Raw genomic sequence first — 18,292 nt, 5'->3', positions numbered from 1 at the left:
GGATCAGGACCGGTTGAGGCGGGTGCGCAGGATGCGCATGAAGATATAGAGCGGCAAGCCACAGGCGGCCAACACCAGCGCCATCACGAAGGCCTCGTGGCCCATGCCGACGAAGGCGAAGATGGCGTAGGCGGTTCCCAGCACCGCGATCGTCAGCAGGCCGCGCACGCCTTTGTCGTCCAGGCGCTTGCCGCGCTTCCACAGCACCGCCAGTGCGATCGAGCAGCACAGGTACAGCGGCAGGTTGGCCGCGGTGACCACCTGGCTCATCACGGTGAAGCCGTTCACCAGCGACTTGCTGTAGTTCATCAGGATCATGGCGCTGGCCAGCAGCCCGGTGATGACCAGGGCGAAGACCGGCGCGCCGTGGCGGTTGTTGCGCGACAGGAAAGCGGGCAGCGTGCCGTTGTCGGCCATGGTCCGGGTCATTTCGCCGCCCAGCAGGGTCCAGCCGTTCAATGCGCCGAGCCCGCTGACCACCACGAACAGGGCCAGCCAGCGGCCGAAGCCGTCGCCTGCGAAGCGGTCCATCAGCAACGCGAACGGCGCCGGCGAAGCAGCCAGTTCCTGCGACGGGATCAGCAACAGCGGCACGGTCGAGACGATCAGGTAGATCGCCGCGGTCAGCAGGGTGCCGACGAGGGTCGCGCGCGGAATGGTGCGCCCCGGATTCTCGACCTTGGACGCGGGCACCGTGGCCGACTCGATGCCGAGCATCGCGAACAGGGCGATGGTCCCGGCGGCCATCGAATCGGCCAGGGTGATCGGCTGGGTCGGCGGATGCGCCACGTAGGCGTGCGGCGAGTTCACCAGCATCCATGCGCCGAGCAGGGCGATGGCCAGCATCGGCAGCAGTTTCAGCGCGGTGGTCACCAGCTGCACGCCGCCCCCGCTGCGTACCCCGAGCAGGTTGATGGCCACGAAGGTCCACAGCAGGCCCAAGGCGAACAAGGAGGGCTGCAGGGGGGCGAGTTCCGGGAATGCGGCACGGATGTAAGCGACCACGCCGGTGGCCAGGGCCGCGTTGGTGATCCACACCGACACCCAGTAGCACCACATGGCAAGGAAGGCGGGCAGGTCGCCCAGGGTGCTGCGCACATACCCGTACGGGCCGTCGGCGTGGGCCAGTTCGCGCGCCAGCCTGGCGAAGACCCGGGCCAAGCAGATGCAGCCCAGCACGGTGATGCCCCAGCCGATGGTTGCGTTGAAACCGTACGGCGCCAGCGAGGCGGGCAGCAGGAAAATGCCCATGCCGATGGTGTTGCCCACCACCAGCGCGGTGCAGGTCCAGAAGCCGATCTTCCGGGTGTCGTTCATGCGGCCTCTGGGAAATGAAGGTTGGTGATGTGGGGTGAGTTGCCGTGGATTCCTTCTCCCCTTGTGGGAGAAGAGCCTGTCCCGTACTCGATACGGGGTGGCGCGTAGCGCCGGAAGAGGGGTTGGCGGAGCTGTGGAGTTTCGCGATCAGCGGGCGTTTCGAGCGCAATGGAAGGACGTATCCCGCACTCGATGCTCCGGTCGCGGGCCAAATTCCCGGGCTCCGGCTTGCCCTCTCCCGCCGTGCTGCGCACGTCGACCTCTCCCACGAAGGGAGAGGTGGAAGGCCCAAGGCTCTCTCCTCTCATTGCGTGAGAGGTGGAAAGCCGCGAGTTGTCTTCTCCCCTTGTGGGAGAAGGTGGCGCGCAGCGCCGGAAGAGGGGGTGGCGGAGCTGTGAAGTTTCACGATCAGCGGGCGTGTCGAGCGCAATAAAGGGACATATCCCGCACTTGATGCTCTGGTCGCGTGCCAGGCCATCGGGCTCCGGCTTCCCCTCTCCCGCCGTGCTGCGCACGTCGACCTCTCCCACAAGGGGAGAGGTGGAAAACCGAAGCTCGCCTGTCGTAGCCAAGGCGCCGATGGCCGTCCGCATCAATCCAGCGCGACCGGCTGTCCGGCCTTCACCACTCCGCGCACCTTGCGCAGGCATTCGATGTCCTGCAGTGGATCGCAACCTACCGCGACCAGGTCCGCGGACTTGCCCACCGCTATCGAGCCGGTCTCCTTTTCCTTGCCCAGCAGCCGCGCCGAGCTGATCGTCGCCGATTGCAGGGCCTGCAGCGGGGTCATGCCGTACTTCACCATGTAGGCGAACTGGCGGGCGTTGTCGCCGTGCGGGTAGACGCCGGAATCGGTGCCGAAGGCCAGATTGACGCCCAGCTTGACCGCTTTGCGGAAGCCCTCGCGCTGCGCGTCGGTGGTGTCCAGGTTCTTGCGCAGGATCTCTTCCGACCAGCCGTCCGCGCGTCCGACGGAATCGATGTAGTCGCCGTCGTAGATGTCGGCGACCAGCCAGGTGCCGTGTTCCTTCATCATCGCGATGGCTTCGTCGTCCATCAGCGAGCCATGTTCGATCGAACGCACCCCGGCGCGGATCGCGCGCTTGATGCCTTCGGCGCCGTGCGCATGGGCGGCGACGAAGGTGCCGCGCTTGGCGGCCTCCTCGACGGCGGCGCGGATCTCGGCTTCGGTGTACTCCGATTCGCCCGGCTCGGTGCCGGCAGCGAGCACCGCGCCGGTGGCGATGATCTTGATGAAATCCGCGCCGTGGTCCAGCAGGTAGTCCACGTGCTCGCGGATTTCGGCTTCGTCGTCGGAAACACCGAGGCGGAACTCGGGCGCGACCACGGTTCCGGCGGGCAGGCCGGTGATCTCGCCGCCACCGCCATCGATGGTGATGTAGGCGCCGGCCACGTACATGCGCGGTCCCGGCACCAGTCCGGCGTTGATCGCATCGCGCAGGATCACGTCCGACAGGCCGCGGAACACGCCGACATCGCGCACCGTGGTGAAGCCGGCCTGCAGGGTCGCGCGTGCGTTCTTCGCGCCGATCAGCGCATCGCGGCCGGGATTGCTCTTCAGCGGCGTGGCCGGGTCGGCGTACGGACCTTCGTCGGCGATATGCGTGTGCATGTCCATCAGGCCCGGCACCACGGTATAGGCGGACCAGTCGATCACGTGTCCGCTGGCGGTCGATGCGTTCCACGCCGAAATGGAAACGATCCTGCCGTCCTCGGTGCCAATGGCCTGATCGGCCAGCACCTTGCCGGTCTCGACGTCGATCACGTGGCCGGCATGCACGGTGCTGCGTTCGGCGCCGTGGGCGGCGGACGCCGACAGCGACAAGGCCAGAGCGGCGAACAGGGAGGTGCTGCGGAAACTCATGGAGTCGCTCCGGCGCCGGCATAGGCCGCACGCAATAAATTCTGGAAATGCCAGACGCCGCTTTCCCGTTTCGGGCAGAGACGGCCGGCGTCGTAGAAGCCGGAAGCCAGTCCCTTCTGCACCGATTCGCAGATGGTGATGTCCTCGGCCTGCACTTCGTCGCTGAAGGACTGGTCGGCCGCGATCCGGGCCATCGCCTGTTCGTCCTGGGCGTAGTAGTAGTCGAATTCCACCCGGCAGCGCCCCGGTCCCAGCGGCAGGATGCGGTTGGTCTGCAGGCGCCCGGGCATGATGTTGAGCATCACGTTGGGATAGACGTGGTAATAGAACGCCTCGCCTTCGCCATAGGCGCCGCCGCTGTCGCGCAGCGGCGAGTTCTGCAGCGAATACCAGGGGAACAGTTCGGTATCGTAGGCGCGATAGTCCAGCACCTTGGACAGGCCGGGATGCACGTGCGGCAGGTGGTAGCCCTCGAGGAAGTTGTCGATGTAGACCTTCCAGTTGCAGTCGATGTCGTAGGAATCGCGGCGCAGGTAGCGCATCGCCGACAGGTCGATCGGGGCGATGCGTTCGACGATGCCGCCGTAGACGTCGTCGAAATCCGGCACCGAATCGTCCAGTGCGACGAACACCAGTCCCTGCCACTCGTGCACGCGCAACGGCGGCAGGCGGATGTCCTCGACCCTGAAATCCTGCGCGGCCTGCATTTCCGGCGCGCTGCGCAGCTGGCCTTCCAGGGTATAGGTCCAGCCGTGGTACTTGCAGTGCAGGGCGCGCGCGCCCTTGCCGTTGCACAGCGCCAGCGGTCCGGCCCGATGGCGGCAGACGTTGGGGAAGGCGCGCAGCACGCCGTCCTGGCCGCGGACGACGATGACGGGCACTTCGCCGATCCTTTCGACCACGTGGTCGCCGGGCTCGGCCAGTTGCGCGTGCTGCGCGACCAACTGCCAGCTGCGTGCGAATACCGCACGCTGTTCCATCGCCAGCATGTCTTCGCCGAAGTAATAACGGGCCGGCAATGCGCTCGCCAGCTCCAGCGCTTTTGCCGCATCAACTGCCTGCATTGCCTTTCTCCGAGGTTGTAAGCTGCAAGGCCATCCGGCCTGTCGTGGAGCATCCATGATCCGTTTCCTCATTGCCGTCGCATTGTGCGCGTTCTGCGCGCTGGCGTCCGCCGCCGAACCCCGCGCACGCGACCTCGGCGTCCCGTTCGAAGGTTCGCCCGGCCCGCTCGATGCGATCACCGATGTCGCCGGCATCAGCGTCGGCCAGGTCACCCTGATCGAGGACCTCGCCGATGGCAGGAAGGTGCGCACCGGCGTCACCGCGATCCTGCCGCGCGGCCGCGCCACCTTCGACACCCCGGTGTTCGGCGCCTGGTTCGCGCTCAACGGCAATGGCGAGATGACCGGCACCGCATGGATCGACGAATCGGGGCAGGTGGAAGGTCCGGTGATGCTGACCAATACCCACAGCGTGGGCGTGGTCCGCGATGCGGTGATCGTCGAACGCGTGCGCTCCGGCACGGCCGATCCTTCGGGTTACTGGTGGTCGCTGCCGGTGGTGGCGGAAACCTGGGATGGCGAGCTCAACGACATCAACGGATTCCATGTGCGCCCGGAGCATGTGGCCAAGGCATTGGCCGATGCGAAAGGCGGGCCGGTCGCCGAAGGCAACGTCGGTGGCGGCACCGGCATGGTCTGCCACGAATTCAAATGCGGCATCGGCACCGCTTCCCGAGTGGTCGAGTCCGATGCCGGCGGCGACTACACCGTCGGCGTGCTGGTCCAGGCCAACTACGGCGTGCGCGACAGCCTGCGCATCGCCGGTGTTCCGGTCGGGCAGTATCTGCGCGACGACGGGAGCTACAGCCAGCCTCCCGCGCCCAAGGGCGACACCGGATCGATCATCATCGTGGTCGCCACCGACGCACCGTTGCTGCCGCACCAGCTCAAGCGCATCGCCAAGCGCGCTGGCATGGGCCTGGCGCGGATGGGCAGCTACGCCGGCAACGGTTCCGGCGACATTTTCCTGGCGTTCTCCACCGCCAATGCGGGATCGCTGAAGGGCGATGCGCTGTCGCAGGCCAGCTTCGTCGGCCTGGATCACCTCGACGGGTTGTTCGAGGCCACGGTGCAGGCCACCGAGGAGGCCATCGTCAACGCGATGGTCGCGGCGCGCGACATGCAGGGCAACGACGGACATTACGCGAAGGCGATCCCGCATGCGGAACTGGTGAAGCTGTTGAAGCGGTTCGGGCGTTACGTGCCGAAGCGTTGATGCTTCATCCGGCGCGAATTTTCTCGAATCGTCGTCCCCGCGAAGGCGGGGATCCAGCGCCTTTGCTCTTAATGCGCGAAAGTCGTTGGGTTCCCGCCTTCGCGGGAATGACGATTTACTTTTATCGCGGTTGGGAAATATCACTTTCACTCACGGCTTCAAATACTTGTCGTACCAAGCCAGGTTCCGCTCCAGCCGGTCGCGCAGGTAGCTGGGCACGGTCAGGCCGTGGTTCTCGCCCGGATAGATCACCAACTGGGTCGGTATTTCGAGCGAGCGCAGCGCCTGGTACATCTGCTCGGCGCCCAGGCAGGGCACGTTGTAGTCCGCTTCGCCGCACTGGAACAGGGTCGGGGTCTTGATCCGGTCCGCGTGCAGGAACGGATAACTGGCGCGGTCGTATTGCGTGCGGTCTTCCCAGGGCGTGCCCAGTTCGATCTCGTACTCGCGGATGTACTGGTCGTGGCCGTACATCGCGTACATGTTGGAGGCGCCGGCGCCGCTGATCGCGGCCTTGAAGCGGGTGTCGCGCGCGATCACCGCGTTGGTCAGGATGGCGCCGTAGCTCCAGCCGCCGATACCGAGGTGCTGTGGATCGGCGATGCCCATCTCCACCACATGGTCGACGCCGGCCAGCACATCGTCCGCGTCCTTGTTGCCCCAGTCGGCATGGATCGCCTTGGCGAAATCGAAGCCGCGGCCGGAACTGCCGCGCGGATTCACCGCGACGACGGCGTAGCCTTGCGCGGCGTAGGCCTGCCAGTCGGGCATGAACTCGTGGCTGAATTCGTAGACCGGTCCGCCATGCAGGCGCAGCAGGGTGGGGTAGCGCTTGCCCGGTTCGTAGCCGACCGGTTTCACCAGCAGGCCTTCCAGCGGCGTCCCGTCCCTGGCCTCGAAGCGGATCTTCTCCACGTCCGCGAGTCGCTTGCCGGCCAGCCATTCGTTGTGCCTGCCGAGCGCGCGCAATCCCCCCGGCTCCACGGCGGAGATTTCATAGGGATGGTGGTCGCCGCCGCCGAGCACGACGATGCGTCCGCCGGGTGAAACGTCCAGGTCGTAGTCGAAGCGGTCGCCATGGGTCAGGTCGGTGACCTTGCCGTCGGCCAGGTCGATGCGCGACAGGTGGGTGACCAGGCTCTGTTCGATCAAGGCGTAGACGCTGTTGCCATCGGCCGACCAGCGCGGCTTGGTGAAACAGCGGTCGATCGGTGCGGGGATCGTGGCCTTGCCGCTGGCGACGTCCACCACCGCCAGTTGCCACGGCGCGTAATAGATCCATTGGTCCTCGCCGCTCTGCAGGTAGGCGATGCGCGTGCTGTCCGGGCTCCAGGCCGGGCGCGTTTCCCAGTACGGGTCCAGGTCGGAACCGGGGAAGGTGGTCAGCTGGCGCTCGCCGGCGCCGGCTTCCGGTTCGATCACGTAGATGTCGAAGTCGAGGTGGCGATCCGGATCCTGGCCACGCTTGGTCACGTAGGCGATCAGTTTTCCGTCCGGCGACCACGCCGGAAGTTGCTCGTCGTGCGCGCCGGAAGTGAGTTGTTCGACCTTGCCGCTGGCCAGGTCGAACAGGTACAGGTGTTTGCGTCGCGAGCCCAGGTAGCCGCTGCCGTCTTCCTTGAACTGGTAGCGGTCGGTGACGATCGGCGGCGGGTTCTTCGGTTTCGGCGTGCCGGCCGGGAATTGCGGATCCAGTGCGATCACCGCAAGACGCTTGCCATCCGGCGACCACGCGAAGTCCTCGACGCCATCGGCGAAATCGGTCACGCGGCGCGCTTTTCCGCCGGTTGCGGGCATCGTCCATACCTGCGTGGTCGCGTCTTCCTCGTCTTCACCAGCTTGCTTGCGGTCCGAGAGAAAGGCGATCCAGCGTCCATCCGCCGACCATTGCCCCCGCCACTCGCTGCTGTCCGGGGTGCTGGTCAATCGGGTGCGCCGGGCGCCGGTGTAGTCCACGCGCCAGAGATCGGACTGTGCCTTGTCCTCGGCCAGATTGGCGGTGGTGACCGTGTACACCAGGCGTTCGCCATCGGCCGAAAAACCGGGCTCGGTCAGGTCGGCCAGGCGCGCCAGGTCGGACGGCTGGAAGCGATCCTCGGGCATCGCCGCATTGGCGTCGCAGGCGAACATGGCCAGCAACAGGCAGGCGAGTCGTTTCATTCGCTGGTTTTCCCCTGTACGTTGGCGCGGCCGTCGGCGATCGCCTGATAGCGTTCGCGGGCTTCGCGGAAATAATCGAGCGTGGCCTTGCGCTCGGCTTCGTCGTTGTAATCGTCGCGTGCGGAAGCGGCTTCGATCACGCGTCCCAGCCAATCCGAAAAATAGGCCGCATCCTGGTGCGCGCTCGCAGTGGGTTGTGGCGCGCCCAGCCAGACCGGATTGGTGGTGGCGTAGGGATGGATATCCAGCACCAGCGGATCGGCGGCGTCGTTCCAGGCGCGCAGCAGCAACCAGCCGCCGTCCAGTTCCAGTACGCCGTCGTCGTCGAGGCTGCGGCGGTCGCCGCCCAGCGCGAACGATTCGACCACCTGGCCGTTGTGCACCAGTTCCAGATGATCGATGGCCACCGGCGAACGCAGGGCGATGCGGTAGCGATGCTTGCCGGAGGCGACTTGGGTGGTTTCTCCCGGCTTGGCGCCGTCGACCAGCAATCCCAATAGCGGTCCGTTGCTGGCGAAGCCATGCCCGCCCTTGAGTGCAGCGGCCAGCGATGGCCCATCGCGCCTGCCGCCGGTATCCAGGAACACCCGGTTCATGCCGACCGGCCCGCGCAGCGAAGCGTAGTTGGCCATCGCATCGGTGCCTGCGCCGGTGGCCAGCGGGAATCCCAGGTTCAACAGGCGGTACCAGACCGCTGCCGTGGACTTGTGGTCGGAGAAGCCGACCACTTCGATGTAATCGATCTTGCCGTTGATGACATCGGCCGGCAAAGCATTGCTCAGCAGCGGATCCCTGCCCGGATCGGGATAGGTATCGAAGGGATGCACGTAGCCGACCACGCCATGCTGTGCGTGCGCGAGGTCGGCGATCACGCCGTTGTGCGGATACGGGCTGGCCAGTGCGGTGTGGCGGTAGGCGGAAAAATCGGGAGTGAGATAGTGGTCGTCCAGTTGCAGCAGGCCCAGGTGGCCCCAGAAGCTGGTGTGGTATTCCTGTGCCTGCAGGACCGTGGTGGCCGCGGTGCTGGCCGGATCGGCATCGGTGCGGAAATAGCCGATGTCCGGGATGCGTTCTTCCTTGTTGACGATGGTGTTGAAGACCACGTCCAGGTCCTCGGCCCGTGCCTGGCGAGCCAGGTTGTCCGGCGTGTTGCGGTAGTGGCCACCGTAGTTCATGTGCACGTGCAGGTCGGCGCTGATCCAGTCGCCGAAGGCCGCGGGCAGGCGTTGCGGCACGAGTTTCGCCTGCACGCTCGAGTCGGCGCCTGCCTTCACCTCGATCCGTTGCTGCCATGGCGAATAAGCGAAACCGTGTTGCACCGTCACCTTCGTCGTGCCGACCGGGACGTCCAGCGCGCACGGCGGCGCGCATCGGAAGTAATGCGTTTCGGCCGATTGCAGCGCGCGATCGAAACCGTCGTCGGCCTGGATCCACGCGTCCGCCGACGCATGTGCGCGTCCATCGCTGCCGAGAACTGCCACGCGCGCAGGCGTGCGCTTGCCATGCTCATCGACGATATCCAGCAGCAGGCGCGAACTTGCGGTCCTGTAGGCGCGGCTCGTGGCGGCGATGGTTTGCGTCGCACCACCGATCACGTCCATCACCCGCAAGGCGGTGTTGCCATCGCGGTTGTCGATGAAGGCGATGCGCTTGCCGTCCGGCGACCAGCGCGCGTTGCGGCGGTCGTACTCGCCGAAAGTCAGCGGCAACGGCACCGCTCCCGCCGGCGTGGTCAGCCACAGCTGCTGCCATTGGCGACCGTGGTAGCTGCCGAACAGCAGGCGCTTGCCATCCGGCGCCAGCTCCGGCCGTGCGTTCCAGCTGGTTTCCTCGCTGAGGATCTTTCTGCGTCGCGAGGGATGGTCCACCTCCACCGACCACAGGTCGCCGGTGCCCCAGGCGATCTCGGGATTGGTGAGGTAGTAAATCGTCTTTCCATCCGGCGACCACGAAGGATTGATCGCGTGGTCGAACGCCGAATAGTAGTAACGATCGAGCCTGCTCTTGCGTTCGCCCAGCAACGGCCGTGCGCGATGCAGGCCATCGGCATCGATGTCGGCGATTAACAGGTTGAAATGCCCGCTGCCCTGGGTCGAGACCCAGGCGATGCGCTTGCCGTCCGGCGACAGGCGCGGCTCCAGGTTGACCGCGCCACCGGAAGTCAGCGCCTGTTCGCGGCCGCTGGCCAGGTCCAGCCGCCACAGTTCCAGCGCAGCGCCGTCGTAGCGCGCGAACACCACGCTGCGTCCGTCGCGGGCGACATCGGGCTGGTGATCGTAGGCGCCGGTCGCGTGGGTCAGTTCCGTCGCGCTGGTTTCGCCCATCCGTTGGCGCCACAGCGAACCGGCCATGCTGTAGACCAGGGACTGGCCGTCGGGCATGAAGCTCAACGACGAAGGTCCGCTGGTCAGCTGTGGAATATAAAGCTCGCGCCAGTAGTAGTTGTGCGGCAGATCGACCTGCTTGAGCACGGGTTCGCGTCCGGCTTGCGCGGTGCCGGCCAGCGACAGCGTGGCCAACAGCAGTAGCGGAAGCCGGCGCAGCGCCCTCATCGCGTGCCGCGCAAGGCCTGGTGCAGGCTAGTCCCGAGCAGGTCCATCGCTTCGTCCACCTCGGCCACGCTGACGTTCAACGGCGGCATGAAGCGTACCGTGCTGGCGCCGCAGGACAGCAGCAGCAGGCCGTTGTGGAAGGCGCGGGTGATGACGTCGTCGCACAGGCTGCGCGCCGGGGTCTTCGCTTCGTCGCCTTCGACCAGTTCCATGCCGATCATCAGGCCTTGGCCGCGGACCTCGCCGATGCACGGATAGTCGCGCTTCAGTTCGTGCAAGCGCCGTATGAAATGCGCGCCGACCGTGGCCGCGTTGTCGACAAGCCCGCCACGCACCAGGTCCAGGGTCGCATTGGCCGCGGCGCAGGCCAGCGGATTGCCGCCGTAGGTGTTGCCGTGCGCGCCGCGTTTCCACTGCGACATCAGCGATTTCCTGGCCACCACCGCGCCGATCGGCAGGCCCGAGCCCAGGCCCTTGGCCAGGGTCATGATGTCGGGGGCAACGCCGGAATGTTCGCAAGCGAACATCTTCCCGGTACGGCCGACGCCCGACTGCACTTCATCGAAGACCAGCAGGATGCCGTGCTCGTCGCACAATGCGCGCAGGCCGGCCAGGAATCCCGGCGGTGGCACCACGTAACCGCCTTCGCCCTGCAGCGGCTCGACCAGGATCGCCGCCACTTCCGTCGCCGGCACGTTGCGTTCGAACAGCATGCGCAGGTAATCGAGCACCGCCTTGCCCTGGTCGTCGCCGGCGAACAACGGCCGGTAAGGATTAGGGTAGGGCACGTGGGTCACGCCCGGCATGGTCGGCGCGAAACCGAGTTGCTGGGTGTACTTGCTGGAAGTGAAGGACAGCGAACCCATGGTCCGGCCATGGAAACCGCCGAGGAAACCGATGAAACGCGGGCGTTTCGTCACGTAGCGCGCCAGTTTCAGCGCGCCTTCCACCGCTTCGGTGCCGGACTGGCACAGGAAGCTCATCGCCGGTTCGTTCATCGGCGCGACCGCGGCCAGGCGTTCGCCCAGCGCGGTCATGTTCTCGTGCCAGTAGTCGCTGGAGATGTGCAGGAAATCGTCCGCCGCCGCCTTCACCGCCGCCACCACCTGCGGATGCGCATGGCCGGTGGCGCAGACTGCGATGCCGGCGGCGAAATCGAGGAAGCGGTTGCCGTCCACGTCCCACACCTCGGTGCCGCGGCCGTGCGACATGACGAACGGATAGTCGCGCGGGTACGAGGGCGAGATGACTTCGGCATCGCGGGCGATCATGGCGCGCGCCTTGGGGCCGGGAAGTTCGGTCTTGAGGTGCGGACGGGTGGGGGAAGCGTCGTGCATGGGGGAGCCTGGGATGAGAAACGAGAGATGAGGAACGAGGAACGAGTGGGGTGGGGATTACAGGGGTAGTGGCATCGGTCGTGCGTGCGCCGCGCGCGTTCGTGCGTGCAGTGCACGCAGGGTTTCGAGTTCGTTTGGGGTGGGCGGGTCGATGAGGCCGACATGCTCGGCCAGCGTCAGCGGCCAGCCGACCGCGGCGCGGGCTTCTTCCACGCCGACGCCGGAAAACAGCGCGCTCAACTGCAATTCCTGGGTGCGTGGGTGCGGGACCAGCGTGCCGAAGTCGCTGATCACCACGCACGGGCCGCCGCCGGGTGCGGTGGTGCGCGCGCGTGCGCCCGATCCGCCGAGGTAACCGGCGCTGGTGCGGAAATCCAGGCGTTCGACGAAGCTGCGCGGCGTGGCCTTGAGCATGACGAAGGTCTGGCGCGCGTGCGTGGCGATCTCGGGCGCGCCGCCGGCGCCCGGCAGGCGAGTCTCCGGCGCATCGTAGGAACCGATCACGGTGCTGTTGAGGTTGCCGAAACGGTCGATCTGCGCGGCGCCGAGGAAACCGACATCGACCCGCCCGGCCTGCAGGTAGTAGCTGAATATTTCCGGCAACGGCACCACGTAGGCGGCGGTCTGGGCCAGTTCGCCATCGCCGATGGACAACGGCAACACTTCCGGGCGGGTGCCGATCGTGCCGGATTCGTAGACCAGCACGATGTCCGGCGCATGGGTCAGCCGGGCCAGGTTGCAGGCCGCGCTGGGCAGGCCGATGCCGACGAAGCAGACGCAGCCGTCCCACAGCAGGCGCGCCGCGGCGATGGTCATCCATTCGTCGCGGGTGCAGGCGCTCAAGCGGCTCTTTCCAGCAGGCTGCCGAGGAAGCCGCGATGGTCGGCGCTATTCAACACGTGCTCGCCCATCCATGCCAGGAAAACCTCGCGATCGCGCGCGATCGCATCCCAGTCGCGGTAGAAGGCGTTGTCGCGTTCGTAATAACCCTGCGCATACGAGGGATAGGCGCCACCCGGGCAATGCGCGACCGCATCGACCACCCAATGCGGCAGCAGCATGCCGTTCATCGCCGGCGACAGGCTCTCGACGATCTCTTCCACCGTGACCAGCAGCGACTTCGCGGCCAGTGCCGCCTCGCGCGCGGCACCGACGATGCCGTGCAGGGCGACGTTGCCCTGGCGGTCGGCGCATTGCGCATGCAGGATAGTGACGTCGGGATTGATCGCGGGCACGGCGGCCAAGGATTCGCCGGTGAACGGGCACTGGACGCGGCGGATATTGGAGTTGTGCGCCGGCAGGTCGGTATCCAGATAACCGCGCAGGACGCCGAACGGCAGCCGCGCCGCACCCGCGCAGAAGGCCGCGGCCATGCCGGCGTGGCTGTGTTCGTCCAGTTGCAGCGGATGCGGCCATCGCCGTTCCACCGCATCGCGCAGCCGGTGCAGGGAGCCGACGCCCGGGTTGCCGCCCCACGAGAAGGTCAGCTTGCGCGCGCAGCCCATGCCGATCATCTGGTCGTAGACCAGGTCCGGGGTCATCCGCACCAGGTGCAGGTCATGGCGGCGCTGGCGGATGATCTCGTGGCCGGCGGCGAAGGGAATCAGATGGGTGAAACCTTCCAGCGCCACGCAGTCGCCGTCCTGCACGTGCTCGGCGACCGCATCGGCCAGCGACAGGAAGCGCGCGCTCATTCCACCACCGTGCGCGATTGCTCGCGCAGGTACTGGGCCAGGTAATAGAACGAGGCGATGGCCTTGCCCGTCGTGCCCGAACCCTTCCAGCCGCCGAACGGCTGGTAGCCGGGCCAGGCGCCGGTGGTGGCGCCCTGCGGACGGTTGGCGTAGGTGACGCCGGCTTCGATGTGGTCGAAGAAATACGCCAGATCGTCGTCGTTGCCGTAGCAACCGGCGGTCAGCCCGACCGGAGAATCGTTGGCCAGGCGCAATGCTTCCTCGCGATCCCCGACCCGGCAGAGCATGACGATGGGCAGGAACATTTCCTCGGCGAACAGCGGGTGCCCGGCCGGCGCTTCGGCCAGGGTCGGGGCGACGAAGTTCCCATGCGCGAGTTCGCCTTCCTCAAGACGTTGCGCGCCGGCCAGCACGCGTCCGCCATGTGCGGAAAGCAGCGCCGAGCAGCGCGCATAGTTCTGCAGCGCCTTGGCCGTGGTCACCGGACCCATCCAGTTTTCCTGCAGGCAGGGGTCGCCGATGCGCAATGCCCGGATCTTCGCCAGCAGTGTTTCGATCAGCGCATCGGCGACGGCTTCGTCCACGTACACGCGCGACAACGCCGAGCACTTCTGCCCGCTCATGCCGAAGGCCGAGCGCACGATGCCGGTCGCGGCGCGTTCCAGGTCGGCGTTGGCGGTGACCACGCAGGCGTTCTTGCCGCCCATTTCGGCGATGCACGGCCGCGGATAGACTCCCGCTGCCATGCCGCGGTAGATGTGCATGCCGACCTCGAACGAGCCGGTGAAGGTCACCCCGGCGGTCCGTGGATGCCAGACCAGCACTTCACCGACTTCGTTGCCGCTGCCGTTGAGGTAATTGAAGACGCCGGCCGGCAGGCCCGCATCGCGCAGGCAGTCGGCCAGCAAGCGGCCCGACCACGGCGTGTCGCTGGCGCTCTTGAACACCACCGTGTTGCCGGTGACCAGCGCCGCCGCGACCGGGCCGCCGGCGAGGGCGAACGGGAAGTTGTACGGCGCGATCACCACCCAGGCGCCGTAGGGGCGCATCACGCTGCGGTTGCGGGATTTGAAACCGGGCAGCGGATCGTCCGGCAGGGCATGGTCGAAGCCCTCGTGGCGCTCGAAATCCTCGGCGTAATGGCGGAAGAAGTCGGCCGTTTCCTGCACTTCGCCCAGCGCTTCCATCCGGTTCTTGCCGACCTCCAGGGCCAGCGCCGCGCCGATCGGGTAGACGCGCTCCTCGATCAGCGCCGCCACCCGCTTGAGCAGGCGCACGCGCTCGGCCATCGGCGTCGCGCGCCAGGCCGGGAACGCCGCATGCGCCGCTTCCATCGCCTGCGCCGCCTGCGCTGCATCGGCCAGGGCGAAGCGGCCCAGTATCCGGCGCCGGTCGATCGGCCCATGCCGCAATTCGGAATCGGCGCCGGCGCGATCCATGCCGTCGATATGCAGGAGATGTTCGGCGCCGAGCGCGCTTTCGGTTTCGGCCAGCGCGGCATCGAAGCGCGCGTGCAGGTCCGCCGGCGGATCGAACATGGTCGCGTAGGTGAGTTTGTAGCTCATGCGGGCTCTCCTCCGGCGGACTTCACTTCGGCACGCTCACTTCGACCTGCTTGCCTTCGGCCTGCGCCATTTCGCCGAGCAGGCGATCCAGCAACGCCAGCGCATCGTCCAGTTCGTTCTCGGCTATCACCAGTGGTGGCGCCAGGATCAGCAGGTTGCCGCGGGCGGCGAACGACACGCCCAGTTCCATCGCCTTCTGCAGCAGATGCTTCAACGACGGCACCATCTGCGGCCAGGGTGCCAGCGGCGCGCGGGTTTCGCGGTCGGCGACCAGTTCGATGACGGCGAACAGGCCATGGCCGCCGCGCACGTCGCCGATCAGCGGCTGCCGCGATTGCATGTCCTTCAACGCGGCGAACATCCGCTGGCCGAGCAGGCGCGAACGTCCGATCAGGTTTCCGTCTTCATAGGCCTGCAGCGCGGCCACGCCCGCGGCGCAGGACAAGGGATGCCCGCAATAGGTCAGGCCGGTAGGGAGCATTTCGTTTTCCAGGCGCGCGGCGATCTCCGCCGACACCACCACCGCGCCCAACGGCAGATGCGCGCCGGTCAGGCCCTTGGCCAGGGTCATCAGGTCCGGCCGGGCCGCTTCGCCGTGGCGCTGCCAGGCGAACCACTCGCCGCAGCGGCCGAAGCCGCTCATGACTTCATCGGCGATCAGGGGGATGCCGTGGTCGCGGGTGATCGCACGCAACCGCGGCCAGTAGTTGTCGGGGGCGACGATGCCGTTGGTGCCGGCGTCGGGTTCCATCAGCACCGCGGCCACGTTCGCCGCACCCTGGCGGATGATTTCGGTTTCGACCGCCGCCGCCGCGCGTTGCCCGCACTGCACATCGCCGTCGCTGCCGAACGGGCAGCGGTACGCATACGGCGGCGCAACGTGCAGCACGCCCCAGGCCTGCGCATCGACCTGGGCCTGGGTGCGCGCATCGCCGGACAGGGCCATCGCGGCATAGCTGGCGCCGTGATAGGAGCGGTCGCGTGCGATCACCTTGCCGCGCGGCAGGCCGCGCGCCTGGCGCGCGAACTTGACTGCGTTTTCGTTGGCATCGGCGCCCCCCAGGGTGAAGAACACGCGGCCGCCGTCGAAGCCGGATTTCTCCAGCAGGGCCACGGCCAGCTCCGCGCGCGGCTGCGCCCCCCAGGCCGAAGTGACGAAGCACAGGCGCTCGGCCTGGGTGCGGATCGCGGCGACGACGTGCGGATGCTGGTGGCCCAGGTTGCTGCATTCGGCCAGGCTGCTCATGTCCAGGTATTCGCGGCCTTCCTCGTCGCGCAGACGCGCGCCGTGGCCGCCGACGATCGTCGGCGCCCGCCATTCCGACTGCACGCACCAGCTGTGCAGGACGTTGTCGCGCTCGCTCGTCACGCATGCATTCCAAAGTTGTTTTGTGCGGTAATCGCACGCTAATTCGTATTGCGAACCCATTGGAAACCTTCTACGCTCGACCTGTCAATCCACCTGCAGCGGCGCATGGCGAGCGAGCGTTTCGAAGAAAGTCCCGACTATGTGCAATCGCTGGCGCGCAGCCTGCAGGTGCTGCGCGCGTTCGGCCACGACCTGCCCACTCCCAGCCTGTCCGAACTCGCCACGCGCACCGATCTTTCGCGCGCCGTGGTGCGGCGGATCCTGCTGACCCTGCAGCACCTGGGCTACGTGGGCATGCGCGGGCGCAGTTTCTTCCTGACCCCGCGCGTGCTGGAACTCGGCTTCAGCTACCTGTCCTCGCTGGACCTGACCGAGCTGGCCCAGCAGACCATGGAGCAGCTGGCGCAGAAGGTGGGCGAATCGTGTTCGATGGCAGTGCTGGACGGCAGCGACATCGTCTACGTGCTGCGGGTGCCGGTGCGCCGGGTGATGAGCATCGGCCTGGGCGTGGGCGCGCGCCTGCCCGCCTTCGCCGCCTCGATGGGGCGGGTGATGCTGGCCGACCTGCCCGAGGCCGAACTCGACGCCTGGATGCAGGGCAACACGTTCCAGGCCTACACGCCGAAGACGCTGCGCAATGCGCGCGCGCTGAAGACCGAACTTCAGAACGTGCGCAAGCAGGGCTATGCGCGGGTCTCGCAGGAACTCGAGCTTGGACTGTGTTCCATCGCCGTGCCGATCCGCGCCGGCAACGGCTGCGTGGTGGCCGGCCTGAACGTGAGCATGCAGTACAACGACAAGGCGCACGACCGCGCCATCAAGGAAATCCTGCCCGCGCTGCGCGCGGCGCAGCCGCAAATCGAGCAAGCGATCCGGCAGGGCGGTTGGGCGCCGCATGTGTACAGGAGACAGGGCCTGTGAACCGCGCCTACCTCGTCGATGCGACGCGTACGCCCTTCGGGCGCTACGGCGGCGCACTCGCCGGGGTACGCTGCGACGACCTGGCCGCCCTGCCGCTGATCGCGTTGAGGCAGCGCCACCCCGCGCTGGACTGGACCGCGCTGGACGAAGTGATCCTGGGTTGCGCCAACCAGTCCGGCGAGGACAACCGCAATGTCGCGCGCATGGCCGCCCTGTTGTCGGGCCTGCCGGAAACCGTGCCCGCGGTGACGGTCAACCGGCTCTGCGCCTCCGGGCTGGAGGCGATCGGGCAGGGCGCCCGTGCGATCGCCTGCGGGGAAGCGGACCTCATTGTCGCCGGCGGCGTCGAGAGCATGACCCGTGCGCCCTACGTCATGGCCAAGGCCGGCAACGGATTCGACCGCGACCAGCAACTGGCCGACACCACGCTGGGCTGGCGTTTCGTCAATCCGCGCATGCAGGCGGGGTTCGGCGTCGATTCGATGACCCGGACCGCGGAGAACCTGGCGCGCGAACACGGCATCGCCCGCGCCGACCAGGATGCGTATGCCTTGCGCAGCCAGCAGCGCGCGGCGCATGCGCGACGGCAAGGCTGGTTCGACGAGGAGATCGTTCCGGTTTCCATCGCACAGGAAACCGGATCGATCGATTTCGAACATGACGAACAACCGCGTCCCGATACCGATCTGGAGCGTCTCGCGTCGTTGAAGCCCTTGCTCGGCGCGGATACCAGCATCACCGCCGGCAACGCCTCCGCCATCAACGATGGCGCGGCCGCGGTGTTGCTCGCTTCGCAAGAAGCGCTCGAAACGCACGGCCTGGAACCGCTGGCGCGGATCATCGGCATGGCCTCGGCCGGGGTCGCGCCGCGGCTGATGGGCATCGGCCCGGTACCCGCCATCCACAAGCTGCTGGCGCGCACCGGACTGGACCTGGCCGACTTCGACCGGATCGAGATCAACGAAGCCTTCGCCGCGCAGGTGCTGGCCTGCACCCGCGCGCTGGGACTGGCCGACGATGCGGCGCAGGTCAACGCCAATGGCGGCGCGATCGCGCTGGGCCATCCGCTCGGCGCCAGCGGCGCGCGCCTGGCCATGACCGCGGCCTATGCGCTGCGCCGGCATGGACAACGACGCGCATTGGTCAGCCTGTGCGTCGGCGTTGGCCAGGGCGTGGCGCTGGCATTGGAAATTCCATGAAGTCTTTCGCATG

At 67.1% G+C, this 18,292-nt stretch carries 13 protein-coding genes; 3 read left to right on the top strand and 10 right to left on the bottom strand.

From position 1 onward, the window contains the following. Nucleotides 1–3 precede the first annotated feature (3 nt). The 3 genes from CSC74_RS10995 to CSC74_RS10985 all read right to left on the bottom strand — a co-directional run bounded on the left by CSC74_RS10995 (nucleotide 4) and on the right by CSC74_RS10985 (nucleotide 4,266). Nucleotides 4–1,317 (bottom strand): APC family permease, encoded by a 1,314-nt coding sequence (locus CSC74_RS10995; protein ID WP_162314506.1) that lies wholly within the window; start codon nucleotides 1,315–1,317, stop codon nucleotides 4–6. 592 nt (nucleotides 1,318–1,909) lie between these two features. Continuing rightward, a complete protein-coding gene (locus tag CSC74_RS10990) occupies nucleotides 1,910–3,202 on the bottom strand; it encodes a Xaa-Pro dipeptidase (RefSeq protein WP_162314505.1) in 1,293 nt (430 codons plus the stop codon). Beyond that, nucleotides 3,199–4,266: an aromatic ring-hydroxylating oxygenase subunit alpha gene (locus tag CSC74_RS10985; protein WP_162314504.1), complete on the bottom strand. Its 1,068-nt coding sequence runs from the start codon at nucleotides 4,264–4,266 to the stop codon at nucleotides 3,199–3,201. Before CSC74_RS10985 ends, CSC74_RS10990 begins: the two co-directional genes overlap by 4 nt. A 55-nt stretch (nucleotides 4,267–4,321) precedes the next feature. Between CSC74_RS10985 and CSC74_RS10980 the strand changes: the two genes are divergently transcribed. Then, complete coding sequence (locus tag CSC74_RS10980; RefSeq protein ID WP_162314503.1) at nucleotides 4,322–5,482, top strand: DmpA family aminopeptidase; 1,161 nt, start codon at nucleotides 4,322–4,324, stop codon at nucleotides 5,480–5,482. A gap of 150 nt (nucleotides 5,483–5,632) precedes the next feature. On the opposite strand, the gene CSC74_RS10975 is transcribed toward CSC74_RS10980, so the two are convergent. Genes CSC74_RS10975 through CSC74_RS10945 form a run of 7 tightly spaced genes read right to left on the bottom strand, consistent with a single transcriptional unit; the run spans nucleotide 5,633 to nucleotide 16,159 of the window. Then, a complete protein-coding gene (locus CSC74_RS10975) occupies nucleotides 5,633–7,642 on the bottom strand; it encodes a S9 family peptidase (protein WP_162314502.1) in 2,010 nt (669 codons plus the stop codon). Beyond that, entirely contained in the window at nucleotides 7,639–10,194 is a 2,556-nt protein-coding gene (locus CSC74_RS10970) for a CehA/McbA family metallohydrolase (RefSeq protein ID WP_162314501.1), read from the bottom strand. The genes CSC74_RS10975 and CSC74_RS10970 overlap by 4 nt, the downstream gene beginning before the upstream one ends. Continuing rightward, on the bottom strand, nucleotides 10,191–11,531 hold the full coding sequence (locus CSC74_RS10965) for an acetyl ornithine aminotransferase family protein (RefSeq protein WP_162314500.1): 1,341 nt from the start codon (nucleotides 11,529–11,531) through the stop codon (nucleotides 10,191–10,193). The genes CSC74_RS10970 and CSC74_RS10965 overlap by 4 nt, the downstream gene beginning before the upstream one ends. Nucleotides 11,532–11,588: 57 nt before the next feature. Beyond that, complete coding sequence (locus tag CSC74_RS10960) at nucleotides 11,589–12,374, bottom strand: CoA-transferase subunit beta (RefSeq protein ID WP_162314499.1); 786 nt, start codon at nucleotides 12,372–12,374, stop codon at nucleotides 11,589–11,591. Further along, the gene (locus CSC74_RS10955) at nucleotides 12,371–13,225 is read right to left on the bottom strand and encodes a CoA transferase subunit A (RefSeq protein WP_162314498.1); all 855 of its coding nucleotides are present in this window, start codon (nucleotides 13,223–13,225) and stop codon (nucleotides 12,371–12,373) included. Before CSC74_RS10955 ends, CSC74_RS10960 begins: the two co-directional genes overlap by 4 nt. Then, nucleotides 13,222–14,790, bottom strand: a complete 1,569-nt coding sequence (locus CSC74_RS10950; RefSeq protein WP_162314497.1) for an aldehyde dehydrogenase family protein — start codon at nucleotides 14,788–14,790, stop codon at nucleotides 13,222–13,224. Before CSC74_RS10950 ends, CSC74_RS10955 begins: the two co-directional genes overlap by 4 nt. Nucleotides 14,791–14,812: 22 nt before the next feature. Beyond that, nucleotides 14,813–16,159, bottom strand: coding sequence for an aminotransferase family protein (locus tag CSC74_RS10945; RefSeq protein ID WP_162314496.1), 1,347 nt, complete (start codon nucleotides 16,157–16,159; stop codon nucleotides 14,813–14,815). Between the two features lie 105 nt (nucleotides 16,160–16,264). Here CSC74_RS10945 and CSC74_RS10940 point away from each other — a divergent pair, with 105 nt between their 5' ends. Together CSC74_RS10940 and pcaF are read left to right on the top strand one after the other, a co-directional pair. Continuing rightward, complete coding sequence (locus CSC74_RS10940) at nucleotides 16,265–17,080, top strand: IclR family transcriptional regulator domain-containing protein (RefSeq protein WP_162314495.1); 816 nt, start codon at nucleotides 16,265–16,267, stop codon at nucleotides 17,078–17,080. Next, a complete protein-coding gene (gene pcaF, locus CSC74_RS10935) occupies nucleotides 17,077–18,279 on the top strand; it encodes a 3-oxoadipyl-CoA thiolase (RefSeq protein WP_162314494.1) in 1,203 nt (400 codons plus the stop codon). Before CSC74_RS10940 ends, pcaF begins: the two co-directional genes overlap by 4 nt. Nucleotides 18,280–18,292 lie beyond the last annotated feature (13 nt).

Origin of the sequence: Pseudoxanthomonas yeongjuensis, from assembly GCF_010093345.1 — a bacterium.
GTDB classification, from domain to species: domain Bacteria; phylum Pseudomonadota; class Gammaproteobacteria; order Xanthomonadales; family Xanthomonadaceae; genus Pseudoxanthomonas_A; species Pseudoxanthomonas_A yeongjuensis.
The sequence above is the reverse complement of the archived record's forward strand: the minus strand, read 5'-3'. Positions and strand labels throughout refer to the sequence as shown.

Coding starts and splice junctions, on each gene's coding strand:
- CSC74_RS10995 (WP_162314506.1), bottom strand. CDS start 1,317: ATGAACGACACCCGGAAGATCGGCTTCTGGACCTGCACCGCGCTGGTG.
- CSC74_RS10990 (WP_162314505.1), bottom strand. CDS start 3,202: ATGAGTTTCCGCAGCACCTCCCTGTTCGCCGCTCTGGCCTTGTCGCTG.
- CSC74_RS10985 (WP_162314504.1), bottom strand. CDS start 4,266: ATGCAGGCAGTTGATGCGGCAAAAGCGCTGGAGCTGGCGAGCGCATTG.
- CSC74_RS10980 (WP_162314503.1), top strand. CDS start 4,322: ATGATCCGTTTCCTCATTGCCGTCGCATTGTGCGCGTTCTGCGCGCTG.
- CSC74_RS10975 (WP_162314502.1), bottom strand. CDS start 7,642: ATGAAACGACTCGCCTGCCTGTTGCTGGCCATGTTCGCCTGCGACGCC.
- CSC74_RS10970 (WP_162314501.1), bottom strand. CDS start 10,194: ATGAGGGCGCTGCGCCGGCTTCCGCTACTGCTGTTGGCCACGCTGTCG.
- CSC74_RS10965 (WP_162314500.1), bottom strand. CDS start 11,531: ATGCACGACGCTTCCCCCACCCGTCCGCACCTCAAGACCGAACTTCCC.
- CSC74_RS10955 (WP_162314498.1), bottom strand. CDS start 13,225: ATGAGCGCGCGCTTCCTGTCGCTGGCCGATGCGGTCGCCGAGCACGTG.
- CSC74_RS10950 (WP_162314497.1), bottom strand. CDS start 14,790: ATGAGCTACAAACTCACCTACGCGACCATGTTCGATCCGCCGGCGGAC.
- CSC74_RS10940 (WP_162314495.1), top strand. CDS start 16,265: ATGGCGAGCGAGCGTTTCGAAGAAAGTCCCGACTATGTGCAATCGCTG.